This is a genomic window from Serratia quinivorans, assembly GCF_052113645.1.
In the GTDB taxonomy this organism is placed as follows: Bacteria; Pseudomonadota; Gammaproteobacteria; order Enterobacterales; family Enterobacteriaceae; genus Serratia; species Serratia quinivorans_B.
The window spans coordinates 148,096-173,218 of record NZ_JBIEIU010000010.1 but is presented as its reverse complement, the minus strand read 5'-3'; the positions used below and the strand labels follow the sequence as shown (position 1 = coordinate 173,218).

The 25,123-nt window shown below is 57.5% G+C and carries 22 protein-coding genes; 9 read left to right on the top strand and 13 right to left on the bottom strand.

Annotated elements, in window-relative coordinates; translation table 11 throughout:
- Positions 1 to 37: 37 nt before the first annotated feature.
- From ACGS9J_RS18640 to ACGS9J_RS18615, 6 genes are all read right to left on the bottom strand, one after another.
- Entirely contained in the window at positions 38 to 1,177 is a 1,140-nt protein-coding gene (locus tag ACGS9J_RS18640; protein WP_442232298.1) for a glycerate kinase, read from the bottom strand.
- Positions 1,178 to 1,252: 75 nt separating this feature from the next.
- Positions 1,253 to 2,275: a 2-hydroxy-3-oxopropionate reductase gene (gene garR / locus ACGS9J_RS18635; protein WP_442232297.1), complete on the bottom strand. Its 1,023-nt coding sequence runs from the start codon at positions 2,273 to 2,275 to the stop codon at positions 1,253 to 1,255.
- Complete coding sequence (garL, locus tag ACGS9J_RS18630) at positions 2,169 to 2,939, bottom strand: 2-dehydro-3-deoxyglucarate aldolase (RefSeq protein WP_442232296.1); 771 nt, start codon at positions 2,937 to 2,939, stop codon at positions 2,169 to 2,171. Before garL ends, garR begins: the two co-directional genes overlap by 107 nt.
- 41 nt (positions 2,940 to 2,980) lie before the next feature.
- Entirely contained in the window at positions 2,981 to 4,321 is a 1,341-nt protein-coding gene (gudD, locus tag ACGS9J_RS18625) for a glucarate dehydratase (protein ID WP_442232295.1), read from the bottom strand.
- 20 nt (positions 4,322 to 4,341) lie between these two features.
- Positions 4,342 to 5,679: an enolase C-terminal domain-like protein gene (locus tag ACGS9J_RS18620; protein ID WP_442232294.1), complete on the bottom strand. Its 1,338-nt coding sequence runs from the start codon at positions 5,677 to 5,679 to the stop codon at positions 4,342 to 4,344.
- A 9-nt stretch (positions 5,680 to 5,688) separates the two neighbouring features.
- On the bottom strand, positions 5,689 to 7,035 hold the full coding sequence (locus ACGS9J_RS18615) for an MFS transporter (RefSeq protein ID WP_442232293.1): 1,347 nt from the start codon (positions 7,033 to 7,035) through the stop codon (positions 5,689 to 5,691).
- Positions 7,036 to 7,506: 471 nt separating this feature from the next.
- On the opposite strand from ACGS9J_RS18615, the gene garD reads away from it, so the two are divergent.
- Positions 7,507 to 9,072, top strand: coding sequence for a galactarate dehydratase (gene garD, locus ACGS9J_RS18610; RefSeq protein WP_442232292.1), 1,566 nt, complete (start codon positions 7,507 to 7,509; stop codon positions 9,070 to 9,072).
- A 4-nt stretch (positions 9,073 to 9,076) separates the two neighbouring features.
- Here garD and ACGS9J_RS18605 read toward each other — a convergent pair whose 3' ends face one another.
- The 3 genes from ACGS9J_RS18605 to dgt all read right to left on the bottom strand — a co-directional run bounded on the left by ACGS9J_RS18605 (position 9,077) and on the right by dgt (position 13,559).
- Positions 9,077 to 10,234, bottom strand: coding sequence for a CdaR family transcriptional regulator (locus ACGS9J_RS18605; RefSeq protein WP_442232291.1), 1,158 nt, complete (start codon positions 10,232 to 10,234; stop codon positions 9,077 to 9,079).
- 185 nt (positions 10,235 to 10,419) lie between these two features.
- On the bottom strand, positions 10,420 to 11,850 hold the full coding sequence (degP, locus tag ACGS9J_RS18600) for a serine endoprotease DegP (RefSeq protein ID WP_442232290.1): 1,431 nt from the start codon (positions 11,848 to 11,850) through the stop codon (positions 10,420 to 10,422).
- A gap of 191 nt (positions 11,851 to 12,041) precedes the next feature.
- Complete coding sequence (dgt, locus tag ACGS9J_RS18595; protein WP_442232289.1) at positions 12,042 to 13,559, bottom strand: dGTPase; 1,518 nt, start codon at positions 13,557 to 13,559, stop codon at positions 12,042 to 12,044.
- 129 nt (positions 13,560 to 13,688) lie between these two features.
- Between dgt and mtnN the strand changes: the two genes are divergently transcribed.
- The 3 genes from mtnN to ACGS9J_RS18580 are packed head-to-tail and all read left to right on the top strand — an operon-like array spanning position 13,689 to position 15,812.
- Complete coding sequence (gene mtnN / locus ACGS9J_RS18590) at positions 13,689 to 14,390, top strand: 5'-methylthioadenosine/S-adenosylhomocysteine nucleosidase (RefSeq protein ID WP_020825234.1); 702 nt, start codon at positions 13,689 to 13,691, stop codon at positions 14,388 to 14,390.
- 1 nt (position 14,391) lies between these two features.
- A complete protein-coding gene (gene btuF / locus ACGS9J_RS18585) occupies positions 14,392 to 15,198 on the top strand; it encodes a vitamin B12 ABC transporter substrate-binding protein BtuF (protein ID WP_442232288.1) in 807 nt (268 codons plus the stop codon).
- Positions 15,198 to 15,812 (top strand): TRIC cation channel family protein, encoded by a 615-nt coding sequence (locus tag ACGS9J_RS18580; protein WP_442232287.1) that lies wholly within the window; start codon positions 15,198 to 15,200, stop codon positions 15,810 to 15,812. The genes btuF and ACGS9J_RS18580 overlap by 1 nt, the downstream gene beginning before the upstream one ends.
- Before the next feature lie 162 nt (positions 15,813 to 15,974).
- Here ACGS9J_RS18580 and erpA read toward each other — a convergent pair whose 3' ends face one another.
- Positions 15,975 to 16,319 carry an iron-sulfur cluster insertion protein ErpA gene (gene erpA / locus ACGS9J_RS18575; RefSeq protein WP_442232286.1) on the bottom strand — a complete coding sequence of 115 codons (345 nt, stop codon included), beginning with the start codon at positions 16,317 to 16,319 and terminating at the stop codon, positions 15,975 to 15,977.
- Positions 16,320 to 16,408: 89 nt separating this feature from the next.
- Positions 16,409 to 17,848: a H(+)/Cl(-) exchange transporter ClcA gene (gene clcA, locus ACGS9J_RS18570; RefSeq protein ID WP_442232285.1), complete on the bottom strand. Its 1,440-nt coding sequence runs from the start codon at positions 17,846 to 17,848 to the stop codon at positions 16,409 to 16,411.
- A gap of 179 nt (positions 17,849 to 18,027) precedes the next feature.
- Between clcA and hemL the strand changes: the two genes are divergently transcribed.
- A complete protein-coding gene (gene hemL, locus ACGS9J_RS18565; RefSeq protein ID WP_442232284.1) occupies positions 18,028 to 19,317 on the top strand; it encodes a glutamate-1-semialdehyde 2,1-aminomutase in 1,290 nt (429 codons plus the stop codon).
- A gap of 60 nt (positions 19,318 to 19,377) precedes the next feature.
- On the opposite strand, the gene ampE is transcribed toward hemL, so the two are convergent.
- Together ampE and ampD are read right to left on the bottom strand one after the other, a co-directional pair.
- A complete protein-coding gene (ampE, locus tag ACGS9J_RS18560) occupies positions 19,378 to 20,232 on the bottom strand; it encodes a beta-lactamase regulator AmpE (protein WP_442232283.1) in 855 nt (284 codons plus the stop codon).
- A complete protein-coding gene (gene ampD / locus ACGS9J_RS18555) occupies positions 20,232 to 20,828 on the bottom strand; it encodes a 1,6-anhydro-N-acetylmuramyl-L-alanine amidase AmpD (protein ID WP_442232282.1) in 597 nt (198 codons plus the stop codon). The genes ampE and ampD overlap by 1 nt, the downstream gene beginning before the upstream one ends.
- 85 nt (positions 20,829 to 20,913) lie before the next feature.
- On the opposite strand from ampD, the gene nadC reads away from it, so the two are divergent.
- From nadC to hofC, 4 genes are all read left to right on the top strand, one after another.
- The gene (nadC, locus tag ACGS9J_RS18550; RefSeq protein WP_442232281.1) at positions 20,914 to 21,804 is read left to right on the top strand and encodes a carboxylating nicotinate-nucleotide diphosphorylase; all 891 of its coding nucleotides are present in this window, start codon (positions 20,914 to 20,916) and stop codon (positions 21,802 to 21,804) included.
- Between the two features lie 199 nt (positions 21,805 to 22,003).
- Positions 22,004 to 22,453 (top strand): prepilin peptidase-dependent pilin, encoded by a 450-nt coding sequence (ppdD, locus tag ACGS9J_RS18545; RefSeq protein WP_442232280.1) that lies wholly within the window; start codon positions 22,004 to 22,006, stop codon positions 22,451 to 22,453.
- Positions 22,450 to 23,898, top strand: a complete 1,449-nt coding sequence (gene gspE, locus ACGS9J_RS18540) for a type II secretion system protein GspE (RefSeq protein WP_442232279.1) — start codon at positions 22,450 to 22,452, stop codon at positions 23,896 to 23,898. Before ppdD ends, gspE begins: the two co-directional genes overlap by 4 nt.
- Positions 23,895 to 25,094 (top strand): protein transport protein HofC, encoded by a 1,200-nt coding sequence (hofC, locus tag ACGS9J_RS18535; RefSeq protein WP_442232278.1) that lies wholly within the window; start codon positions 23,895 to 23,897, stop codon positions 25,092 to 25,094. Before gspE ends, hofC begins: the two co-directional genes overlap by 4 nt.
- Positions 25,095 to 25,123: the final 29 nt, after the last annotated feature.

The window sequence follows — 25,123 nt, the reverse complement described above, 5'->3', positions numbered from 1 at the left end:
CCCAAAAAAGCCGCCCTTCTCACCAAGGGCGGTATGATTAAGTCTGCTGCGCCAGTTTGATGGTCGCCGCGATGTTGCGCGCGGCCATGCGCACATTGTCAGCCGCGTTTTCCAGCGCCTCTTCCAAGGTAGTTATGCTGTAAAGCACGCTGAAAACGGCGTCCAGACCCTGTTGGTGGACGATGCCCACGTCAGCCGTCAAGCTACCGGCAATGCCGATAACCGGTTTGTTATAGCGTTTGGCGACACGAGCTACGCCAATCGGCACCTTGCCGTTGATACTCTGACTGTCGATACGCCCTTCACCGGTGATCACCAGTGTCGCATCGCGTACCAGCGCGTCCAACCCCAATGCTTCGGTGACAATCTCTATCCCGGGCCGCAATTCAGCATGGCAAAATGCCAGCAACGCGGCCCCCATGCCGCCGGCTGCCCCAGCCCCAGGCACCTTGTCTACATCAATATGCATATCCCGGCCGATCACCTGAGCATAGTGTTTGAGGCAGTCGTCGAGCTGCCCTACCATTTGCGGAGTTGCCCCTTTCTGTGGGCCGAAAATCGCCGAAGCGCCCTGCGGACCGGTCAAGGGATTGGTCACATCGCAGGCGACCTCAAAGCGGCACCGTGCAATACGCGCATCCAGCTCACTGAGATCAATGGTCGCCAGTTGCCGCAATTGCCCACCACCAAAGCCAATGGCGTTCCCCTGCTTATCCAGCAGCTTCGCCCCCAACGCCTGTACCATGCCGGCCCCACCGTCATTGGTCGCACTGCCACCAATGCCAATAATGCAGTGTTTCACCCCCAGATCCAGCGCTGAACGTATTAACTCTCCAGTACCATACGACGTGGTGTTCAGTGGATTGCGTTCCCGCCACGGCACCCGTTCGAGGCCGCTTGCCGCCGCCATTTCGATAAAAGCACTCTGCTCGTCGCCGGACAACCCGAAAAAGGCCTGAACCCGGTCGCCTAGCGGGCCGGTCACCTCCACAGCCACTTTTCGTCCGCCGGTGGCGGTCACCATCGCTTCCACCGTGCCCTCTCCGCCATCGGCGAGCGGCAATTTGATATATTCGGCATCGGGGAAAATTTCGCGAAACCCCGCCTCAATTTGGGTCGCAACCTCCAATGCCGACAAACTTTCTTTGTATGAGTCCGGCGCGATCACTATTTTCATAACTGCCCGTTTCCTCAACTGCACAGGTCCTTCATGGATAAAGCGAGCCGGTCACTACTGCCCGGCTCGCCGCTTCTAACGGGTCACTTCAGTCTGCGCCAACCGTTCGTAATAACAGGCCAGTGCGCTGTGATCTGCTGCACCCAGTCCGTCAGCCTGCAGCGCCTGCATCATGTCCATGACGGCCCCCGTGAGCGGCAGCGGTGCACCTATCTGCTCAGATGTATCCAGAGCATTGGCCAGATCCTTGATATGCAGCTCGATGCGAAAACCCGGTTTGAAATTGCGATCCATCACCATCGGTGCTTTGGCATCCAGCACGGTGCTGCCCGCCAGCCCCCCGCGAATGGCCTGATACACCCGCTGTGGATCCACCCCGGCCTTGGTCGCCAGCACCAACGCCTCAGACATCGCAGCGATATTCAGTGCCACGATCACCTGATTGGCCAACTTGGTGACATTGCCCGCGCCGATCTCCCCGGTATGCACCACGGAGCCTGCCATCGCTTTCATCACTTCAAAACAGCGATCGAACACCGCCTGGTCGCCCCCTACCATCACCGACAACGTGGCATCGATCGCCTTGGGTTCTCCGCCGCTGACCGGCGCATCCAGCATGGCGATCTGTTTTTCAGCCAGCGCAACGCTGATTTCACGGCTGGCAATCGGGGCGATCGAACTCATGTCGATCAACACTGAGCCGGGTTTAGCGCCTTCGATGATGCCCTCTTTTCCCAACGCCACCTCCCGCACCTGCGGCGAATTGGGCAGCATGGTGATCACAATGTCGCTCTGTGCCGCCACCTCTTTCGGGGTCTCTGCCGCCGTCGCCCCCAAAGCGGTCAGTTCGGCTGTGGTTTGCGCGTGGTGATTGAGCACCACCAGCGAATAACCGGCCTTCAGCAGGTTTTTACTCATCGGTTTGCCCATGATGCCCAGGCCAATAAATCCAATTTTCATTTGATTACCCTTCTTTCCCGTCTGCAGTAGGTTATTTTTTAAATCGATCGCACAACGCCTGAGTGGCGTTGCGAAATACGCCGAGATCGCTGCCGACCGCAACAAAGCTGGCGCCCCAATCCAGATAGCGACACGCATCGGCCTCGGCCGGTGCCAAAATGCCGCTGGGTTTGCCATGCAGTTTGGCGCGTTCGAAGATGTGGCGAATGGCGGCCTGTACCTGAGGATGATTCGGCTGACCGAGATAACCCAGCGCAGCCGACAGATCACCCGGGCCGACGAAAATACCGTCGACTCCTTCAACCGCGGCAATCTCATCCAGATTGTCCACTCCCGCCTGGCTCTCGATTTGCACCAGCACGCTGATGTTGTCGTTAATGGTGGCGAAGTAATCCGGCACCGTACCGTAGCCGTTGCTGCGGTGGGAAACCGATACCCCGCGAATGCCCGCGGGTGGATAGCGAGTTGCCGCCACGGCCAATCGTGCCTGCGCAGCATTCTCAACGAACGGGATCAGGAAGTTATCGAAACCGATATCCAGCAGGCGTTTGATGATCACCGGTTCATTACAGGGCGGGCGCACCACGGCGGCACTCTCGCTGTCTTTCAGCGCCATCAACTGCGGCACAAAGGTGGTGATGTCGTTAGGCGCATGCTCACCGTCCAACACCAGCCAGTCGAAACCGGCCAACCCCAGCACTTCGGTGGTGATCGGGCTGCCCAGCGCCGACCAGCAACCGATCAGGGTTTCCCCTTGCAGCAGCGAGCGGCGAAAGCGGTTAGGAAGAAGGCGACTTTTCATGGCGTTTCCTTGTGGTTCATAATGAAAAAACGACGGCGGCGCTAACGCACCAGACAGGGACGTTTGGGATCAAAGGCCCAATTCGGCACCAGATACTGCATGCCCTGGGCATCATCGCGAGCCCCCAACCCATGAGTTTTATACAACTCATGGGCTTTCATCAGCCGGTCAGGATCCAGCTCAACACCCAGCCCCGGCTTTTTCGGTACCTCAACCCTTCCGCCAATAATTTGTAGCGGTTCGCGTGTCAGGCGCTGGTTGCCCTCTTGCCAAATCCAATGGGTATCGATAGCGGTGATCCGCCCAGGTGCAGCGGCAGCAACATGAGTAAACATGGCCAGGGAAATATCGAAGTGGTTGTTGGAGTGCGAGCCCCAGGTCAAACCGAACTCATGGCACATCTGCGCTACCCGCACCGAGCCCTGCAAGGTCCAGAAGTGGGGATCCGCCAGCGGAATGTCCACCGACTGTAACTGCAGCGTATGGCCCATCTGCCGCCAGTCAGTGGCGATCATATTGGTGGCGGTCGGCAAACCGGTGGCACGGCGGAACTCCGCCATAATTTCACGCCCCGAAAACCCCTGCTCCGCGCCGCAAGGATCTTCCGCATAGGCCAGTACGTTGCGCAGCTGTTTGCCCAGGGAGATAGCTTCATTCAACGACCAGGCACCATTAGGATCCAGCGTAATACGCGCCTGCGGGAAGCGTTCCGCCAGTGCAGTGACCGCCTCGGCCTCCTCGCTGCCGGACAGTACCCCGCCCTTGAGCTTGAAATCGTTGAAGCCATATTTCTCATAGGCCGCCTCCGCCAGCCGAACGACCGCCGCCGGGGTCAACGCCTCCTCATGCCGCAGTCGGTACCAGTCACTGCGCTCATCCGGCTGGCTCTGGTAAGGCAGCGGCGTTTTGCCGCGATCGCCGACATAAAACAGGTAGCCAAGCATCTCTACTGAGTCACGCTGCTGGCCGTCACCCAATAATGCCGCCACCGGCACCTCAAGAAATTGGCCCAGCAAATCGAGCATCGCCGTCTCAATACCGGTGACGACATGGATGGTAGTGCGCAGATCGAAAGTCTGCTGGCCGCGCCCCCCGGCATCCCGTTCGGCAAACCGGCTGCGTACCTCTGCCATCACGTTTTTGTATTCACCCAACGTTTTCCCTACCACCAGCGGCAAGGCTTCCTCCAGCGTGCGGCGGATTTTCTCGCCGCCCGGCACCTCCCCCACGCCGGTATGGCCGGCGTTGTCTTTCAGGATCACAATGTTACGAGTAAAAAACGGGGCATGCGCTCCGCTTAGATTAAGCAACATGCTGTCGTGGCCGGCGACCGGCACCACTTGCATGGCGGTAATTTTGGCTGCGGTACTGAATGAGGTCATTGCGCTCTCCTTTCTGAAAATCAGCGGCCAAAGGCCGGGCGTTTACGATCGAATTGCCAACCGGGCACCAGATATTGCATCGCGACCGCATCATTGCGCGCACCGGATGGCAATTGCTGATGCAGCCGGTGTGCCTGCTCCAGCGCGGCCCAGTCCAGCTCGATCCCCAGGCCAGGACGATCCGGCACGGCAATGTGTCCGTTGACGATCTGCAGCGGATTTTTTGTCAGGTGCTGGCCTTCCTGCCAGATCCAATGGGTGTCGATCGCGGTGGGGTTACCCGGTGCCGCAGCGCCGACATGGGTGAACATCGCCAGGGAAATATCAAAGTGGTTGTTGGAATGACAGCCCCAGGTCAGGCCCCAGTCATTGCACAATTGCGCTACGCGGACGGCACCTTGCATAGTCCAGAAGTGCGGATCCGCCAGCGGGATATCCACCGCCTGCAGCATTACCGCGTGGTTCATCTCGCGCCAGTTAGTGGCGATCATGTTAGTGGCGACCGGCAACCCGGTGGCACGACGGAACTCTGCCATCACCTCGCGACCGGAAAATCCTTGCTCGGCGCCGCAGGGATCTTCCGCATAGGTAAGAATGCCGTGCATGTCCTTGCATAGCCCAATCGCCTCATCCAGCAGCCAGGCGCCGTTGGGGTCGACCGTGATGCGGGCATCGGGGAAGCTTTTCGCCAGTGCACACACCGCCTCAATCTCCCGCTCACCCGGTAAAACGCCGCCCTTGAGTTTGAAATCCCGGAAGCCATAACGATCCCTGGCAGCCGAAGCCAACTCGACGATCGCCGTGGTGTCCATCGCCTGCTGATGCCGCAGGTGGTACCAAGGGTGCCGCCCCTGCTCCCCGGACTGGTAAGCCAAATCGGTTTTTTGCCGGTCGCCGATATAAAACAGATACCCCAGCACCGCCACTTCATCGCGCTGCTTGCCCGGCCCCAGCAGCTCCGCGACCGGCACGCCAAGGAACTGGCCCAGCAGATCGAGCAGCGCCGCCTCCAGTGCCGCCACGGCATTAACCCGCAGTTCAAACGTCCAGGCCCCCTGGCCAAAAGCGTCGAAATCGGCAGACTGATTGCCACTGTGGATATCGTGCACCAGCCGGTTCATGCGTGCGATTTGCTGGCCGGTAACCTGGGGGATCGCCTCGACCAGCGTGCGGTAAATAACCTCGCCACCGGGAGCCTCCCCCACGCCGGTATGCCCGGCGCTATCGGTTAATACCACGATATTGCGCGTAAAATAGGCCCCATGCGCACCGCCAATGTTCAGCAGCATGCTGTCGTGCCCGGCAACCGGGATGACGCGCATTTCGGTAATGATCGGCGTGCATTGTGTGTCGCTCATGATCCCCCCTTAACTCTGTAGCGGCTTCAGCTCGATACGTTTGATTTCGCCGACGATGAATAGGTAGCTCACTACCGCCAGCAGAGCATGAATGCCTACGTAGACTAGCGCGCCGTTAAATGACCCCGTGGTACCGATGATGTAACCGATGGCGATGGGCGTGACGATGCCGGAAACGTTGCCGAACATATTGAACAGCCCGCCGCTCAGACCACTGATTTCTTTCGGCGCGGTGTCTGCCATCACCGCCCATCCAAGCGCCCCGACGCCTTTGCCGAAGAACGCCAGCGCCATGATGGCGACCACCATCCATTCAGTGCTGACGTAATTGCAGAACACCATCGACATCGATAACAACATGCCGAGAACAATCGGCGTTTTGCGGGCAAAAGTGAGCGATTGGGTTCGACGCATCAGGTAGTCGGAAATTACGCCGCCCAGCACGCCGCCGACAAAGCCGCAGATGGCCGGCACCGAGGCCACCATACCCGCCTTGAGGATCGACATGCCGCGCGCCTGCACCAGATAGACCGGGAACCAGGTGATGAAGAAATAGGTCAGCGCATTGATGCAGTATTGGCCGATATATACCCCTACCATCATGCGTGACTGCAGCAACTGTTTAATCTGATGCCACTTTTCACCTTTGACCTTGACCCGTTGCTCCTGTTTTTGATCCATATTGGTCAAGGCACCGCCGGCTTCGATATAGTCCAGTTCAGCCTGATTGATACCGGGATGATCCTTAGGATTGTGCAGCACCTTCAGCCAGATGAAACTGAGTACAATCCCCAGCCCACCCATAAAGAAGAAGACGTGTGACCAGCCAACCGTCTGCGTTAACCAGCCCATGATCGGCGCGAAAATCACCGTGGCGAAATACTGGGCGGAGTTGAAAATTGATACGGCAGTCCCGCGTTCATGCGCCGGGAACCAGGCAGCAACAATACGGCTGTTACCGGGGAAGGAGGGCGCCTCGGCAAGGCCAACCAGAAAACGCAGGGCAAACAGCGATACCACGATGCCAAAGCCGCTGAAGATATCCACGAATCCTTGCAGTAAAGTAAACAGCGACCAGATGAAGATGCTCCAGAAATAAACGCGCTTGGAGCCAAAGCGATCAAGCAGCCACCCGCCGGGGATCTGCCCGATGACATAGGCCCATGAGAAGGCGGAGAAGATATATCCCATGCCGACTGCATCCAGGCCGATATCCTGGGCCATCGCCGATCCTGCAATCGACAAGGTGGCACGATCGCCGTAGTTGAACGAGGTAACGATAAATAACATCACCACAATCCAATAACGCGTATTGGTTCTCTTTATCGAACTCGTTGCAGAGCTGATTGTCGACATTATGTTCTCCTGAATGATAGCGGATTGCTATATTCATCCTGAACTGCGGATATATTTATTATCTCAGAATGAAACCGATTGAATTAAACTGCGGCCAGCATTGAGCAATGCGGTTAATACGTCAGCGGCACTATTTTTATCCAATGAATTTCACTACGCTGAAAATTATATGCGCCCAGGTTGTCTACCTCATCAGGCAATACTCTAAGGATAACGGTAATATTTCAGATAATTTATGGCATCTGCCCAAGGGAATGGCGATTGGCTCACGAAAAGCGGCGGCGGTGCCCGTTAACGTGACCTCCCTCACAACCTGCTGTTCCGATGCCAAATAATCCGCGCTCAACCTTAGGCAATCCCGGTCATTTGCATAATGCCCTGCGATATCGTCATGCCTATACTGATTGACGAGCAATAGTACCGGTTACTATTTTCAGCACCGCCTAAATAAACAACTCCGGGGTAAAAAGCATGTCCGACATTAATAACATCAATGAGACGCCGCTTTATATAAAAGTCAATGGCAGGGATAATGTCGCTATCGTGGTCAATAATCACGGATTGCCAAAAGGCACGTTATTTCCCTGTGGATTACAATTGCTGGAACATGTCCCCCAAGGGCATAAAGTGGCGCTGTACGATATTGCTGCGGGCGAAAATATTGTCCGCTATGGCGAGATCATCGGCCATGCGTTGCGCGCGATTTCACGTGGCGGCTGGATTGACGAATCGCTGGTATCGTTGCCCGAGGCCCCAGAGCTGCATCAGCTGCCGCTGGCAAATAAGGTGCCCACACCACAGCCGCCGCTTGAAGGTTACTGTTTTGACGGTTACCGCAATCTCGATGGCAGCGTGGGTACCCGAAATCTGCTCGGCATCACCACCAGCGTGCACTGCGTCGCCGGCGTGGTGGATTACGTAGTGAAGATCATCGAACGCGATCTGCTGCCGCGCTACCCCAACGTCGATGGCGTGGTCGGCCTTAACCATCTCTACGGTTGCGGCGTGGCGATCAACGCGCCGGCCGCAGTCGTGCCTATTCGCACCATTCACAACCTGGCGCTTAACCCCAATTTCGGCGGTGAAGTGATGGTGATTGGTCTCGGCTGCGAAAAACTGCAGCCGGAACGCCTGCTACAGGGCACACCTGACGTGCAGGTCATTTCACTCGATGAGGATCATATTGTCCGTTTACAGGATGAAAAATATCTGGGTTTCCAATCGATGGTCGATGACATTTTGACGGTTGCCGAACATCATCTGCAACGCTTGAACGCTCGCCGCCGTCAGCCTTGTCCCGCCTCAGACCTGGTGGTGGGTATGCAGTGCGGCGGTAGCGACGCATTTTCCGGTGTGACCGCCAATCCGGCAGTGGGTTTTACCTCTGACTTATTGGTACGCTGTGGCGCAACCGTCATGTTCTCGGAAGTCACCGAGGTACGCGACGCCGTGCATTTGCTGACGCCAAGGGTGGCAGATGAACAGGTTGGCAAGCGCTTACTGGAGGAGATGGCTTGGTACGATACTTATCTCGAGACCGGTCAAAGCGATCGCAGCGCCAATCCTTCACCGGGCAATAAAAAAGGGGGGTTGGCCAACGTGGTAGAAAAGGCGCTGGGTTCCATCGCCAAATCCGGCACCAGCGCCATCGTAGAGGTGCTTTCCCCCGGCCAGCGCCCCAGCAAACGCGGACTGATTTTCGCCGCAACGCCCGCCAGCGACTTCGTCTGCGGTACTCAGCAACTGGCTTCGGGCATAACCTTACAGGTGTTCACCACCGGTCGCGGAACGCCTTACGGCCTGGCTGCGGTGCCCGTCATTAAAATGGCGACCCGCAGTGCCCTGGCGCAGAGATGGTACGATCTGATGGATATTGACGCCGGTACCATTGCCAGCGGCGAAGCCACCATCGAGCAGGTGGGTTGGCAGCTGTTTGAACTGATCCTGGATATCGCCAGCGGGCGCAAAAAAACCTGGGCAGACCACTGGGGGCTGCACAACGCGCTGGCGGTATTTAACCCGGCTCCGGTGACCTGAGCCGTCAGGCGTCTGCATCTAATTGCAGGCTGATATACAACAGCAGACGATCGTCGAAATTGCCCAAATTAAGCCCGGTCAATTCCGCAATGCGGTTGAGGCGATACTCCAGGGTATTACGGTGGATGTACAAGGCCTTGGAGGTCGCCGTGGGTTGCACGTTATGCAGGAACCAGGCAGCCAATGTACGCAGCAGTAAACCATTGCCATCCATCGATTTGAGTCGCGCCAGCGGGCGCGTCAGTTCATCGGCCTGCCAACCGCCACGCAAGCTGTCCAGCAGGACTGGCAACATCAAATCCTGATAATAATAGGTGCGTTGTTCTGCCATGCGTTGTTTGCCGACCATCATGGTGGTGCGCGCGGTACGATAAGACCTGGCAATGCTGCCCGGGCCGGTAAAGTAGTTGCCCAGCGCAATACGTACGCGAAGCCTGCTGCTGTCATTCATTCTCGATAACAGGCTATCGACCCGCCGCCGATGATCTTCAGCATCCCATCGTCCGTGGCTATTGAGCGCCGGTTTCAGCACCACCATCTCACTCAATGAAACTATGGCAATCAAATTGTTGCGTTCCGGCAGGGTCAGCAGGTTTTGCAATTGCTGTAGTTCAGCCATTGCACTGTCGACACCCAGTTGGCCGCTGTCCACTTCCACCACGGCGGCCACCCGCGGCTGATTCGGATCAATCCCCAACCGTTGCGCCCATTCCATCAGCGCCGGGGAAAGCTCATCGGTGCGGATCAGGTTTAACACCAGTTCCTCTCGCAGTCGGCTGTCCTGGGCCAGCATGTGCAGCAACCGCGCCTGTTCCAGCATCATTTCAGCCGTCATGCAGACCAGTTCACCATACTGGCGCAATTGGCTCGGGTTGCCGGTCAAACCGATAACGCCCACGATACGCCCATCAATGCGCAACGGCAGATTAACGCCAGGGCGCACGCCGTGCAGGTGTCGCGCCACCCCTTCGTCGATATCGACGACCCGCGCCTGGGACAATACCAGCAACGCCCCCTCATGCAGTTCCCCCACCCGTTCGCGATCACCACTGCCGATAATCTTGCCGCGCGCATCCATCACATTGACGTTACTGCCAATGATTTTCATGGTGCGCGCAACGATTTCTTGTGCCAGCTTGCCATCGAGATGGTATTCCGACATGCCATATTCTCCTGCCCCGAAGGGTGCCAAACGCCCAGCATAGCGACGGCGATTGTCAGGCACATTGTGCAGTTGCCCAAAGCTCAGCGGCGGCCACTGAAGTTGTGGCAAAGTTCACAGTTTCTCGTCGATACAATGAAAAAGGCACGCCGTAGCGTGCCTTGTCAGTGGAAACCGGTCAGTCATTACTGCATCAGCAGATACAAGCTGGTGTCGCCACGCAGGATATTCAGCGCCAGCACCGACGGTTTGCTGTCGAGGATCTTGCGCAGCTCACCCAGGTTCTGGATCGGCTGCTGGTTAACCCCGAGGATCACATCACCTTTTTTCAGGCCGATGCGCGCTGCGGCGCTGCCGGCTTTGACGTTATCCACTTTCACGCCTTTCTGATTGCCGGCCTGACCATTGCTCAGTTCGGCGCCTTCAATACCGGTGTAAATATTGCCGGATTCAACCTGAGTCTGGGCACTTTGTTCCAGCGTGACGTCCAGGGTAACAGGCTTGCCGTCGCGGAGAATGCCCAGCGACATTTTGCTGCCGACCGGCAGCGTGCCAATTTCCGCCCGGAACGACGCAAAGCTGGAGATGGCCTTGCCGTTCATGGTGACAATGACGTCGCCGGCCTTGATACCCGCCTTGGCGGCAGAGGATTTTGGCATCACCTGGCTGACAAACGCCCCACGCTGCGCGTCCACTTTCATCGCTTTCGCCAGTTCAGAGTTCAGCTCGGTGCCCATAATGCCCAATTCACCGCGCTTGACCTGGCCGTACTCGACCATTTGCGCGGTCAGGTTTTTCACCATGTTACTCGGGATGGCAAAGCCGATACCGATGTTGCCGCCGTCCGGCGCCAGGATCGCGGTGTTAATGCCGATCAGTTCGCCGTTGAGGTTAACCAGCGCACCACCGGAGTTACCGCGGTTAATCGCCGCATCGGTCTGGATGAAGTTCTCGTAGTTCTCGATATTCAACCCACTGCGGCCCAGCGCAGAAACGATGCCGGAAGTGGCGGTCTCGCCCAGCCCATACGGGTTGCCGATTGCGACGGTGTAGTCACCGACTCGCAGTTGCTCGGAGTCGGCCATTTTGATCGCCGTCAGGTTTTTGAAGTCTTTCAGTTGGATCAACGCAATATCGGAACGCGGATCCTTGCCGATCACCTTGGCGTCAAATTTGCGACCGTCGCTCAGTTGGACCTGAATTTTGTTGGCGTTATCCACCACGTGGTTGTTGGTCACCACGTAGCCTTTGGCGGCGTCAATCACCACCCCGGCGCCCAGCGCCTGGAATTTTTGCTGAGTCCCCTGAGGCCCACCCTGTTCAGCGCCGCCCTGACACATTGGCGAACCCTGGAACGGCGAACCGTCCTGACAGAACGGCGAATCCTCACCGAAGAATTGCTGGAACTGCTGCGGCATCTTCGGCGTATTGACCGTGGTGCTGCCTTCAACATTAATGCTCACCACGGAAGGCATCACTTTTTCCAGCATCGGCGCCAGGCTTGGCAATTGCTGGGTGCTGGAAGACGCGGTTTCTGCGGCGCTGGCCGTCATCGGGCCCATCGCCATACCAATGCTGAATGCCAATGCGCTCAGAACTAATGCGGTTTTTTTCATCTGTGTGTCTCTTTTAAAGTCGTTCAGAAAGTATTACGGTCTTTGTGCATAATCAGAACGTATTAATAACCCGAAGTTCCGGCGCAGATTATGGGTAATAGTAAACAAATATTGTCCGTCTTTACAAAACTCGAAATAGATCCCGCCGCACGAAGCAAACGGCTTAAAATAATATTTATTAGCCTAATGAATTATTCCGCAGCCATTAATCGACGGTATTCGTCATAAGCATAAAGATCGGTCATGCCACTGATATAATCTTGCAGCAAACGCGCGCGGAAATAATACTCGCGGATCGCCAGTTGCTCGGGCGACAGGTGCTGCAAGCCTTCAATCGCCTCGATGTAAGCCAGCCGGTGTTTGGTGGAAAGCTTGTGGAACAGGCGCGTTTCAATCGGGTATGCACGGTGGCTGTCTTCCTGCACCAACCGGGTAAAATCAGCCAGAGACATCGCCAGCAACGGGCTGTAGATATCCAGCAGGCCGCTGATCACCCGGTAGCCCTGCAGCTCGAGCTGTTCGACTTCCGGGTGGTTGAACACATGCTTGAAGGCAACATTTTTGAATATTTTCAGCAGTTGGTAAGCCGGGCTGGAATCTTCCAGCAGCGCCTGATTAAAGTTCCCCTGATAAACCGCATCCAGGTTATCAATAAAACGCTGGGCCGCATGCGGAACCAAACGCGCCACGGTGAATACCCGTAAATACATGAAGAATTGATCTTCGGTGCTGCGCCGTGCACCACCGCGGTCGATCTTGCGAAAAGCACTGGCCACGGTTTTATCAAACAGATCGCCCGGCGAGACCTCACCCCATTCCTGGGTTAAATGCTGGTAAAGTTGTTCGACAGTGAAAATGTTTTTTTCCACCGCGTCTTCCAGATCGGCTACGCAGTACGAAATATCGTCGGCGGCTTCCATAATATAGGTCAATGGGAAACGGTCGAACTCACCCATATTCAGCTCACGCCGCAACCGATCGACAAACGCTTCTTCCGCCAGGTAAAAGCCCGGTTTTTTCATCAGGTAGTTGTGGCTGGCAGGAATGTCACTGGCCCAATAGGCCGGGCGGGTATATTTCAGGATGCAGCCCACCTGCGCATAGGTCAGGTTAAGCTTCAGCAGGGTATACACCAGGCGGATCGCCTGGGCATTGCCTTCGAAGTGGCTGAGATCGTGGCGAATGCGACTGCGCAGGCGGTTAAGATCGCTCTCGCCTTCGTGCAGAAGCAATACGTCGACCTGACAGCGATCGTTACTGGCAGGCTCGCTGCCGCAGCTGGCGGGATCGAGCCGCTGCGAAAACCAGTCGTTAATCGCCGACTCGCCAAAATGGCCGAAAGGCGGATTGCCGATGTCGTGCATCAGGCAAGCCATTTCGACAATGCTTTCAAAAGGATCTAGCAGTTTGGTCAGGCCGAGCTCGTCGATCCGTCCTTCCTGTTTGAACCGGTTGAGGATCTCTTTGGCGATATGCCGCCCCACCTGTTGCACCTCCATCGAGTGCGTCAGGCGGCTGCGCACCGCAGCGTTACGCTCGAGAGGAAACACCTGGGTTTTTTGCTGCAGGCGGCGAATGGCGGCGGAATTGACAATGCGGCCGCGGTCGCTCTCGAACTGCCGCACTATATCGTATTCTTCTTCGGCTTCAATTGGCTTGCTGAATGGCCTTTGGAAGCTGATTTTTTGCTTAAAGTCGATCCCGGACATCTGTTTCTCCGCCGTTGCACCCTGCCCCCGTGATAACAATTCCCGACGGCATATGCAACGCATTATCACTCTATGAGAGCCATGATAGACTATGCCGCAATTCCCACACCCTATCAGCGAGTGTTATTTATGAAAGTAGGCATCATCGGCGCAATGGAGCAGGAAGTTACCCTGCTGCGCGATCAAATCGAAAACCGTCAGACCATTCAACGCGCGGGCTGTGAAATCTATACCGGCCAGATCGGCGGCGTTGACGTGGCGTTGCTGAAGTCCGGCATCGGTAAGGTTTCTGCGGCGATGGGGACCACCCTGCTGCTGGAACACTGCAAGCCGGACGTGGTGATCAACACCGGTTCCGCCGGTGGCCTGGCCAGCACGTTGAAGGTCGGCGATATCGTGGTGTCCGAAGAAGTGCGCTATCACGATGCCGACGTGACCGCCTTCGGTTACGAGCCGGGCCAAATGGCCGGTTGCCCGGCGGCATTTGTCGCCGACGACGCGCTGATTGCACTGGCGGAAAGCTGCATCAAGCAACTGGATCTGAACGCGGTACGCGGTCTGATCTGCAGCGGCGACGCCTTTATTAACGGCGCAGAGCCACTGGCCCGCATCCGCGCTACTTTCCCAAGCGTGGCAGCAGTAGAAATGGAAGCGGCGGCCGTGGGCCACGTCTGCCACCTGTTCGGTACCCCGTTTGTCGTGGTGCGTGCAATTTCTGACGTTGCCGACAGCGAATCGCACATGAGCTTTGACGAGTTCCTGGTCGTGGCCGCCCAGCAATCCACGCTGATGGTCAACGCCATGCTGCAAACCCTGGCTAAGCGCGGTTGATGTGACGCGACGCTTTTCAGCCCTGTTGTGGCTGCTGGCATTATGGGTGGCGCTGCCTGTCGGCGCGGCCCAACGCGTGATCAGCCTGGCGCCCAATACCACCGAACTTGCCTATGCGGCTGGCATGGGGGAAACCCTGCTGGCGGTAAGCGCCTATTCGGATTATCCAGCGGCGGCCAAGAAGCTCGAGCAGGTGGCCTCCTGGCAAGGCATCAATCTGGAGCGGGTGCTGGCGTTGAAGCCGGATCTGATCCTGGCCTGGCGCGGCGGCAATCCGCAGCGAGTGCTGGATCAGCTCGCGGCTTTCGGCATCCCGATTTTTTATGCCGATGCCACCACTATCGACGATATCCCTCGTTCACTGGATGAACTGGCCCAATACAGCCCGCATCCCGAACAAGCGCATCAGGCCGCAGAGGCTATTCGTCAGCAAATTACCGCCCTGAAAGCCAAATACCCTCACACTCAGCCACGGCGGGTTCTGCTGCAATTCGGTACCCAGCCGCTGTTCACCAGCTCCGGCGCGACGCTGCAAAGCCAGCTGCTGTCGTTGTGCGGTGCGGAAAACATCTTTGCCGACAGCCGGATGCCGTGGCCACAAATCAGCCGTGAGCAGGTGTTGGCACGTCAACCTCAGGCCATCGTCATTACCGGTGATCAAAAAGAGATCGCCAGCGTGAAAGCCTTTTGGGCGCCACAGCTGCAGGTACCGGTGATTGCGCTGAATGGCGACTGGTTCAACCGCGCCGGCCCCCGTATCATGCTGGCGGCGCAACAGCTGTGCAGCCAACTGGCGGAGATCCGTTAATGCTGGTGTTTTGGCTGGATATTCTTGGCACGGCGGTTTTCGCCATTTCCGGCGTATTGCTGGCCGGCAAGCTGCGGATGGATCCCTTCGGCGTGCTGGTGCTCGGCGTGGTCACTGCCGTCGGTGGTGGCACCATCCGCGACATGGCGTTAGCCAACGGGCCGGTATTTTGGGTGAAAGACCCCACCGATCTGGTGGTGGCGATGATCACCTGCGTGCTGACGCTGCTGCTGGTCCGCCAGCCCCGTCGCCTGCCTAAATGGATCCTGCCGGTGCTGGACGCCGTGGGGTTGGCCGTGTTCGTCGGCATCGGGGTGAATAAAGCCTTTGCCGCCGACGCCAGCCCGCTGGTGGCGATCTGCATGGGGGTGATCACCGGGGTTGGCGGCGGCATTATCCGCGACGTGCTGGCGCGGGAAATTCCCATGATCCTGCGGACCGAAATTTACGCCACCGCCTGCATTATCGGCGGCATCGTGCATGCCACGGCCTATGCCACCTTCGGCATGCCGCTGCAACAGGCGATGATGCTCGGCATGGCCATCACGCTGGCGATTCGGCTGGCGGCCATTCGCTGGCACCTGAAACTGCCCGCTTTTATCCTCGAACGCTAATCCCAACTCCGTCCGGTTTCGGGCGGAGCCTTAATTTGAACACCGAACCTTCGCCCCATTAATAGCCAAAGTGCTATCTCCAATGCCGATAAGACGCGCTGAAAACAATAAAAAACCCGCGAACCGGTGAGGTTGGCGGGTTTTATACTGCTGCGGGCAGGATCAGACGCTAAATGAAGATCCACAGCCACAGGTGCTTTTGGCGTTCGGGTTAGTCACCACGAAGCGCGAGCCTTCCAGCCCTTCGGTATAATCGACCGAACCGCCTACCAGATACTGCAGGCTCATCGGGTCAACCACCAGTGCAACGCCCTGCTTCTCGATGGTCATATCGCCATCGTTGACCTTGTCGTCAAAAGTGAAGCCGTACTGGAATCCGCTGCAACCGCCACCGGTAATGTAAACCCGCAACTTCAGATTCGGATTTTCTTCGTCAGCAATCAGGACTTTAACCTTGCTTGCTGCTGCCTCGGTAAATTGCAGGGGCAGTGCTGTTTCATCACTCATACTCTTTACTCCCAACATTGTTCTGCATCAGGCCGCTACAATGGCGGCCGGATTAATGTTAATGATTATCCAATACCTGAGTGTTGCGTTCAAGTATTCACCGCATTTGTTGCATTTTCTTTACCTGTTTTATCTGCCGCCTCACTCGCCTGCAGCGCTGCCTGCCGTTGTAAGGTGCGGGCTAATATTGAGGAATACAATGGCTTGCCCCCGAGGAACTGCGCTACCAGCGTAGCACCCAGGCAGGTAATAATCATTGGCAGTATGAGCTGGTAGTTATCGGTCATTTCCAGCACCAGCACGATGCCAGTCAGTGGCGCACGCACCGTGGCGGCAAACAGAGCGCCCATACCGGCAATGGCGAAGGTACCGGCCTCAATGCCGTACTCTGGGAACAGGTGGCCGCCGGCCAAGCCAAAGGCGGTGCCAAACAGCGTACCCAACGCCAACATCGGCGCAAAAATCCCCCCCGGCGCACCGGAACCAAAGCACAACAGCGTGGTGATCACCCGGGTGATAAAAATAAACATCAGCATGCCGACGCTGTAATTGCCCGCCGCGGCAATCGGGATCAGGCCGAAACCGCCGCCGGCCGCTTCTGGCTGGATCAACCCCAGAATGCCGCAAATACCGCCGAGCAATCCGCCCATCAGCAAAATCTTGCGCATTTTGCCGCCGTGCAGGCGAGCGAACATGTCCTGAGTGCGGAAAACCAGCGCGTTGAACATGACGCCCACCGCACCGAATATCGCCCCCAGCACCAAATACAGCCAAAGGGTATTGATCGGCGCCGAGGAAAGCTTGCCAACCGCAATCACCGATCCTTCGCCATTAAACAGCTGGAACACGACGCTCGACATGATGACGCCGATAAACACCGCTTTAATCGAAATCAGGTTATAACGGAACTGCGGTCGCATCTCTTCAATGATAAACAGAATGCCCGCCAGCGGAGCGTTAAAGGCAGCAGACAGCCCAGCGGCCGCGCCGGTGGCCAGCAACGAATGACGCGCTTCGGCACCGCGCATGCGGAAGATATCCAGCACCATGCGCCCGACGTTGCCGCCCATCTGTACCGTGGGCCCTTCACGCCCCAGCACCATCCCCGCCCCCAGCGTGCCCATACCGCCGATAAACTTCACCGGTATCACTCGCCACCAGCGCACCGGACGCAGCTCTTCCAGCGCCCCTTCGATCTCCGGTATGCCCGATCCCCCTGCCTCAGGGGCAAAGCGGCGCACCAGGTAATACCCCAGCATCGCCAGGGCGGCGGAAAAAATAAAGGTCAGCGGCCAAACCAGGATCCAATAATCGGCGACCTGTGCCAGAGCGGAAAAGCGCTGCTGCTGTACCCAGTCCACCGCCTTATCAAATGCCACCCCGAGCAACCCCGCCAGGGTGCCCACCACCGCCGCCATAAACAGGATCGCCACCGGCGTTTTATCACGGCGTAAAAGCTGACGCACCGCATCACTGCGTTTTAGGTGTGGAGCCTGCGCCACCAGCGGCTGTTGCTGTAATTCGGTCATAATGGGTTATTCATTAATGGAATTAAATGTAATACAAATAGGCTAGTTGATTATTCTAACGCACCCGCTGACCGATCGCCCCTCAAAATAGGTATCTGACTGTGATCGTTTCATATCGACGAACACTTCACTAGAATAGCGCGGTCAAATCATTCAAAAGAGAATCCAGGAGCCGATCTATGAGCTTAAACAGCAAGTCCGAAAGTCTGTATGCCCAGGCAAAACAGGTAATCCCAGGCGGGGTTAACTCTCCGGTGCGTGCATTCAACGGCGTTGGCGGTGTGCCACTGTTTATCGAACGGGCGGACGGGGCTTACCTGTTCGACGTCGACGGCAAAGGTTATATCGACTACGTCGGTTCCTGGGGCCCAATGGTACTGGGGCACAACCACCCGGCAATCCGCGACGCAGTCATCGAAGCGGCGCAGCGTGGCCTGAGTTTTGGCGCGCCGACCGAGATGGAAGTTAAAATGGCGGAACTGGTCACCGAACTGGTGCCGACCATGGATATGGTGCGGATGGTGAACTCAGGCACCGAAGCGACCATGAGCGCGATCCGTTTGGCGCGCGGCTACACCAACCGCGATAAAATCATCAAATTCGAAGGCTGCTACCACGGCCACGCCGACTGCCTGCTGGTCAAAGCCGGTTCCGGCGCGCTGACCCTGGGCCAGCCGAATTCTCCGGGCGTACCGGCCGATTTCGCCAAGCACACCCTGACCTGCACCTTTAACGATCTGGATTCGGTACAGGCCGCATTTGAGCAATACCCTTCCGAGATCGCCTGTATCATCGTCGAACCGGTCGCCGGCAACATGAACTGCGTGCCGCCACTGCCGGAGTTCCTGCCGGGCCTGCGCGCACTGTGCGACAAATACGGCGCACTGTTGATTATTGACGAAGTCATGACCGGTTTCCGCGTGGCGCTGGCTGGGGCTCAGGCCCATTACGGCGTGGTGCCTGACCTGACCTGTCTGGGGAAAATCATCGGCGGCGGCATGCCTGTCGGTGCCTTCGGCGGTCGTCGTGAAGTGATGGCAGCGCTGTCGCCAACCGGCCCGGTCTATCAGGCGGGCACATTGTCCGGTAACCCGATTGCGATGGCGGCCGGCTATGCCTGCCTGACCGAAGTTTCTCAGGTCGGTGTCCACCAGACCCTGACCGAACTGACCGATATGCTGGCGGCAGGCCTGTTGCACGCGGCTAAAGAAGAAAACATCGCGCTGGTGGTTAACCACGTTGGCGGCATGTTCGGCCTGTTCTTTACCGATGCTCCGGCAGTGACCTGCTACCAGGATGTGATGCAGTGTGACGTAGAACGCTTCAAGCGTTTCTTCCATCTGATGCTGGAGGAAGGGGTTTATCTGGCGCCTTCCGCCTTTGAGGCTGGCTTTATGTCCGTTGCGCACAGCAAGGAAGACATTCAGCGCACCATAGATGCCGCGCGCCGCTGCTTCGCCAAGCTGTAAGTTTCGACCATCCAATAAAAACGGGCGCTGAGCGCCCGTTTTTATTTTCAAATTTTGCCGTCAAAGCAAGGTTCCGTAAATGGTCAGCAACGCCACCACCACCACGATAATCATCGTCACCTTACGCGCCAGCGTGACCGCCGCCCGAGGCGTCTGTACCGGATCCATATGGGGTTCGCGCGCCAGTGAGAACTGGGCCAGACGCGTCAGCACCTGATACGACGAAGAGTGGAGATCCCCCAGCGACGCAAACCACGCAGGCAGCGCTTTTTCGCCATGCCCAAACAATGCGTAAGCCACGCCGGCCAAGCGCACCGGGATCCAGTCCAGCCAGTTCAGCAGATGATCAATGCCCGACCGCGAACGCTCCAGCGGGGTGTTATGGCGCGCCAGCCAGGTTTGATAAGCACGCAGGAAGGAATAGCCCGCCAGCGCAATCGGTCCGTAAGGCCCGCAGACCACGAACCAGAACAACGGCGCCAGATAATAACGGAAGTTAATCCACAGCAGCGCATTTTGCAGTTCACGCAAACGCAGTTCTTCGCTGCAATCCACCGGCAAACCGTGGATCAACGCCAGCTCTTCCGCCATTTGGTCGCTGGCATGCGCATCGCCCTGCCGCGCCGCCTTCAGATAGGCGCGATAGTGCTTGCGTTTAATCCCCGCCCCCACGCACAGCAAATCAATAATGATCCACAGCAACAGCGTCACTACGCCGAAAAACAGCCCCTGAGCCAGCCACAGGATCCCTGCGACCACCACCATCCAGGCCAGCGTCATCAGCAGCGTTTGCGCCAGAGAAAACCGGTGCAAGCGATGAAAGACCACCTCCAGCCGATGGTCCAACTGCCAGTGCTCACCCAGCTTGAACAAACGTTCCCACGCCAGAACCAGTAACAGCGTAAACAGCGTCATTAGCGACTCCCCTCCCTTTCCATTGTTCCAAGCATAGCGTCATCTGGCTTGCCGGGTTGTTCCAGAGATGCCAGATATAATTCCCAGTCAAACGCCGGGCCCGGATCGGTTTTACGGCCTGGGGCAATGTCACTGTGCCCGGCAATGTGCGCCGCTAACATCGGATAATACCGGATCAGCAGTTCGGTCACCGCATTCAGGCTTTGATATTGCTGCGGTGTGAACGCCACCAGATCGGTACCTTCCAATTCAATGCCGATCGAAAAATCGTTACAGCGTTCTCGCCCCTGATACGACGAAACACCGGCGTGCCAGGCTCGTCGATCAAAAGGCACATACTGAACGATTTCGCCGTCGCGACGGATCAGGCAATGCGCCGAGACGCGCAGCTGATAAATGTCAGAAAAATAGGGGTGATCCGCAGGATCGAGAGTGCCGATAAACAGCCGGTCGATATAGGGACCGCCGAATTCGCCGGGCGGCAGGCTGATATTGTGGATCACCAGCAGCGAAGGCGCCTCATCATCCGGGCGAAGATCGCAATGCGGCGAGACGACCCGGGTCACCCCGGCAATCCAGCCCTGTTCTAACTGCATCAGACACCTCTGGGCGGTGGTACTTGTCACGGCAACAGAGTAGCATGTTCCCTCTACGATCTTACCGTCCATTTCGGAGTTTTCTATGCCGACACGCCGCTACAGTGCCGACACTCGCCGCGCCGAGCTTCTTGAACGAATTGAAAGCGATATCCCCTATGCCGTTGCCCAGGCGCTGCGTGAAGACCTGGGCGGTGAGGTCGATGCCGAGCGCGATATTACTGCGCAATTGTTACCGGCAGATGCCCAGGCCGAAGCCACCATTATCACCCGTGAACCCGGCATCTTTTGCGGCAAGCGCTGGCTGAACGAAGTCTTTATCCAGTTGGGCAACCAGGTGAAGGTGGAATGGCTGGTGGCGGACGGCGATAGCCTGGTGCCCGACCAACCGCTTTGCACACTGACCGGCCCGGCGCGGGTATTACTGACCGGTGAACGCACCGCGCTGAACTTTGTGCAGACGCTTTCCGGCGTAGCCACCGAAGTCAGCCGCTATGTGGCGTTGTTGCAGGGTACACAAACCCGCTTGCTGGACACCCGCAAGACCCTGCCTGGGCTGCGCACCGCGCTGAAATATGCCGTGCTGTGCGGCGGCGGCAGCAATCACCGTCTGGGGCTGTCCGACGCCTTCCTGATCAAGGAAAACCATATCATTGCCTCCGGCTCGATTAAAAAAGCGGTCGAGAAGGCATTCTGGCTACATGCCGACGTGCCGGTCGAAGTGGAAGTCGAGTCGCTGGATGAACTGCAGCAGGCGCTGGACGCCGGTGCAGACATCGTCATGCTGGACAACTTCAGCGTCGAAATGATGCGCACCGCAGTGGCGCAAACCCAGGGTCGCGCGCAGCTGGAAGTGTCTGGCAACGTGACCAGCGAAACTCTGCGCACCTTCGCCGAAACCGGCGTGGATTACATCTCGGTGGGAGCACTGACCAAACATGTGACGGCACTCGATCTGTCAATGCGCTTCAAATAACCGCCTCTCTGCGCACCTCCCTGAACCGCCGGGGAGGTGTTTTTTCACCAAAATTGCGAAGCTCGCCCCCTATTTTTTGTTCCTGCTGCAACCCCGATAAATTGCCGTGGAACTGCGCCTAAAAACGGTCATCCCCCGCTCGAAGCCCCCAACTTACCCGGTTACTCTGGCCGCCACATAGACATGGAGGCAACAACCGATGGAAACGCAGCGCGGTTTTACCCTGATCGAACTGATGGTGGTGATCGCCATTATCGCCATACTGAGCGCCATAGGCATTCCTGCCTACCAGCGCTATATCCAAAAGGCAGCGATGACCGACATGCTGCAAACCATGACGCCGTATAAGCTGGCCGTTGAGCTGTGCGTGCTCGACAGCGGCGCGCCAACCGGCTGTAACGCCGGCAGCAAAGGTATCCCCACCGGCGACGCCTCACGTTACGTCAGCGCGGTTCAGGTCAGCCAGGGGGTGATTACACTGACCGGCACGCAAACACTGCTGGGGCTGACGGTCGCACTGACGCCAACCCAAAACGCCAGCGGCCTGACGCGCTGGACACGCCTGTGCACCAGCGACAACAGCAATCTGCAGGAAACCTGTCAGGATGTTTTCCGTTTTGACACGACCGCCACGGCACCTTCGTCATGAGTACGGCAATCAGCGATGAAATCCATACCCTGTGCCAACGTTATCAGGCATTGGCTCTCAGCGAAGACGAACAGTGCCTGAACGTAGCCTTGACGGCGCAAGCGCCACAGGCACTGCTGTCGGCCCTGCGCTTTGCTACCGGCAAACGCATTCATCTGGAACAGTGGCCTGCCGCCAGGCTGGAGCTGGAACTGAATCGCCGACAAATGCAAGGCGACAAGCTCGGACCCGCCGCGCCGGAGGAGCAACCCGCTACGTCCTCATTAAACGACGACAGTGACGCGCCCGTAGTGCAATTTATCAATCAGACACTGCGCATCGCCATTCAACGACGCGCTTCGGACATTCATTTCGAACCTTATCAACAAAGGCTTCGTATCCGGCTGCGCATTGACGGCGTGCTGCAGGCGATAACCTCGCCGCCCTTCACCCTCGCCGCACGCCTCACTGCCCGGCTGAAGATCATGGGGCAACTGGATATCGCCGAACGTCGCCTGCCGCAGGATGGCCAGCTCAGCGTGCAACTGGATAACGCTCGCTACTCCATGCGCATCGCCACCCTGCCCACCTTGCACGGCGAAAAAGTGGTGCTGCGAATTTTGCAAACCGAACGCCAGGAACTGCCGCTGGATCGGTTGGGCATGGATCCGACCGCACTGGCGCAGTTCTCCTCGGCGTTATCTTGTCCGCAGGGCATGATCCTGGTGACCGGCCCCACCGGCAGCGGTAAAACCGTCACGCTGTACAGCGGCCTGCGCCAACTGAATGACGCGCAAAGCAATTTATGCAGCGTCGAGGATCCCATTGAAATCCCCCTGTTCGGTGTCAACCAGACGCAGACCAACGCCAAGACGGAACTGGATTTTTCCCGCGTATTGCGCGCTTTGCTGCGCCAGGATCCGGACGTCATCATGATCGGTGAGATCCGCGATCGGGAAACAGCGGAGATCGCGGTTAAAGCCGCCCAAACCGGCCACCTGGTGCTTTCCACATTGCACACCAACTCCACCAGCGAAACCCTGACGCGCCTGACCCATATGGGGATTCCGGGGTATTTGGTTGCCGCCTGCCTGAAACTGGTTATCGCGCAACGTCTGGTGCGCAAACTGTGCAGCCACTGCCGCTATCAACAAAGCCAACCCGTAAACTTCCCCGCCGCGATTTGGGCCACGCCCCTGCTGCCCTGGAAAGCCGATGGCTGCGAGCACTGTTTCAGCGGCTACTATGGCCGCACTGGGGTGTATGAACTGCTGACCATCACCCCGGAGGTCCAATCCGGTCTGCAGCAGGGTGCCGCTCCCGGTCTGTTGGCGGACATCGCCCGAGAGCAGGGGCAAACGACGCTGCTGCAAGCCGGGTTAATGCTGGCCGCTCAGGGCGTCACTTCGCTGGAAGAGGTGTACCGTATTGTCGGTATCGTTAGCGACAGCGGTGAAGTCCGGTGAAAACGCTGCGTCTTTTCCTCTGGCAGGCGATTGACCCGCACGGCCAATTGCGCCAGGGCGAGCTGATGAGCAACGAAAAAAACGGGGTCAGCCAGTGGCTTATCGAGCAAGGGTTACAACCCTGCCAGATCAACAACGGAAAACGCATTGCCCCCGGCCAGTGGCGCGGAGAACCGCTGATCCAGTTTACCCGTCAGCTTGCCACTCTGCTGCAGGCCGGGTTACCGCTGGTCAATGGGCTACAGCTGCTGGCGACAGAGCACCCGTCCGCAGCCTGGCGCTGCCTGCTACGGGAAATAGGTGAACAGGTTCGGCAGGGTCAGCCATTTTCCGAGGTTATCGCCGGGCAACATATCGTGTTCCCTTTGATCTACCGCCAACTGATCGCCATTGGGGAACTGACCGGCCACCTGGATGAGTGTTGTCTGCAACTGGCCCAACAACAGGAAGCCCAACAGAAGCTGCAGAAAAAAGTCGTTAAGGCGCTGCGCTATCCCTTATTTATCTGCGCGGTGGCGCTGTTGGTAAGCATTCTGATGCTGGTCATGGTGTTGCCGGAGTTTGCCGGCGTCTATCAGTCATTCAATGCGCCGCTGCCGTGGTTTACCCAAGGGTTGCTGAACCTTTCTTCCCTGTTGATCCACAGCGGCCCCTGGCTGGCGGCGATACTGAGTGGTTTGGCGTTTACCTATTTACGTCGCCTGCACCCTCAGCCACATTGGCGCAGGCGCGAGCAGGCGGCGTTGTTGCGACTGCCGCTGATTGCGCAACTAATCAAAGGCGGTTGCCTGAGCCAAATATTCCGTATTCTGGCCATGACCCAGCAGGCCGGACTCAGCCTGGTAGAAGGATTGAATGCGGCGGCGTTGTCGGTGGATAACCTGTTTTATCGCCAGGCGATTGAGACTGTCAGGCAACAGATAGCCCAAGGGCAGACTTTCCACAGCGCTCTGGGGCAGCAAGCGCTTTTCCCTTCGTTGTGTCAGCAATTGGTGCGGGTGGGCGAAGAGTCCGGTTCGTTAGAGGCTTTATTGGGCAAACTGGCCGTATGGCATGAGCAACAAACCTTTGAGTTGGCCGATACTCTGGCGCAAACGTTGGAACCGCTATTGATGCTAATCGTGGGTGGGATCGTCGGCACGTTGGTGATCGCCATGTACCTGCCGATCTTTCAGTTGGGGAATGTTTTGGGGTAATCCGTATGCCGTTGGGCGCAGTTCACATT

What these genes read in the sequence shown, in the direction of transcription:
- ACGS9J_RS18640 (WP_442232298.1), bottom strand. Translation starts at nt 1,177, where the DNA reads ATGAAAATAGTGATCGCGCCGGACTCATACAAAGAAAGTTTGTCGGCA.
- garR (WP_442232297.1), bottom strand. Translation starts at nt 2,275, where the DNA reads ATGCGTGTCGCTATCTGGATTGGGGCGCCAGCTTTGTTGCGGTCGGCA.
- garL (WP_442232296.1), bottom strand. Translation starts at nt 2,939, where the DNA reads ATGAAAAGTCGCCTTCTTCCTAACCGCTTTCGCCGCTCGCTGCTGCAA.
- gudD (WP_442232295.1), bottom strand. Translation starts at nt 4,321, where the DNA reads ATGACCTCATTCAGTACCGCAGCCAAAATTACCGCCATGCAAGTGGTG.
- ACGS9J_RS18620 (WP_442232294.1), bottom strand. Translation starts at nt 5,679, where the DNA reads ATGAGCGACACACAATGCACGCCGATCATTACCGAAATGCGCGTCATC.
- ACGS9J_RS18615 (WP_442232293.1), bottom strand. Translation starts at nt 7,035, where the DNA reads ATGTCGACAATCAGCTCTGCAACGAGTTCGATAAAGAGAACCAATACG.
- garD (WP_442232292.1), top strand. Translation starts at nt 7,507, where the DNA reads ATGTCCGACATTAATAACATCAATGAGACGCCGCTTTATATAAAAGTC.
- ACGS9J_RS18605 (WP_442232291.1), bottom strand. Translation starts at nt 10,234, where the DNA reads ATGTCGGAATACCATCTCGATGGCAAGCTGGCACAAGAAATCGTTGCG.
- degP (WP_442232290.1), bottom strand. Translation starts at nt 11,850, where the DNA reads ATGAAAAAAACCGCATTAGTTCTGAGCGCATTGGCATTCAGCATTGGT.
- dgt (WP_442232289.1), bottom strand. Translation starts at nt 13,559, where the DNA reads ATGTCCGGGATCGACTTTAAGCAAAAAATCAGCTTCCAAAGGCCATTC.
- mtnN (WP_020825234.1), top strand. Translation starts at nt 13,689, where the DNA reads ATGAAAGTAGGCATCATCGGCGCAATGGAGCAGGAAGTTACCCTGCTG.
- ACGS9J_RS18580 (WP_442232287.1), top strand. Translation starts at nt 15,198, where the DNA reads ATGCTGGTGTTTTGGCTGGATATTCTTGGCACGGCGGTTTTCGCCATT.
- erpA (WP_442232286.1), bottom strand. Translation starts at nt 16,319, where the DNA reads ATGAGTGATGAAACAGCACTGCCCCTGCAATTTACCGAGGCAGCAGCA.
- clcA (WP_442232285.1), bottom strand. Translation starts at nt 17,848, where the DNA reads ATGACCGAATTACAGCAACAGCCGCTGGTGGCGCAGGCTCCACACCTA.
- hemL (WP_442232284.1), top strand. Translation starts at nt 18,028, where the DNA reads ATGAGCTTAAACAGCAAGTCCGAAAGTCTGTATGCCCAGGCAAAACAG.
- ampE (WP_442232283.1), bottom strand. Translation starts at nt 20,232, where the DNA reads ATGACGCTGTTTACGCTGTTACTGGTTCTGGCGTGGGAACGTTTGTTC.
- ampD (WP_442232282.1), bottom strand. Translation starts at nt 20,828, where the DNA reads ATGCAGTTAGAACAGGGCTGGATTGCCGGGGTGACCCGGGTCGTCTCG.
- nadC (WP_442232281.1), top strand. Translation starts at nt 20,914, where the DNA reads ATGCCGACACGCCGCTACAGTGCCGACACTCGCCGCGCCGAGCTTCTT.
- ppdD (WP_442232280.1), top strand. Translation starts at nt 22,004, where the DNA reads ATGGAAACGCAGCGCGGTTTTACCCTGATCGAACTGATGGTGGTGATC.
- gspE (WP_442232279.1), top strand. Translation starts at nt 22,450, where the DNA reads ATGAGTACGGCAATCAGCGATGAAATCCATACCCTGTGCCAACGTTAT.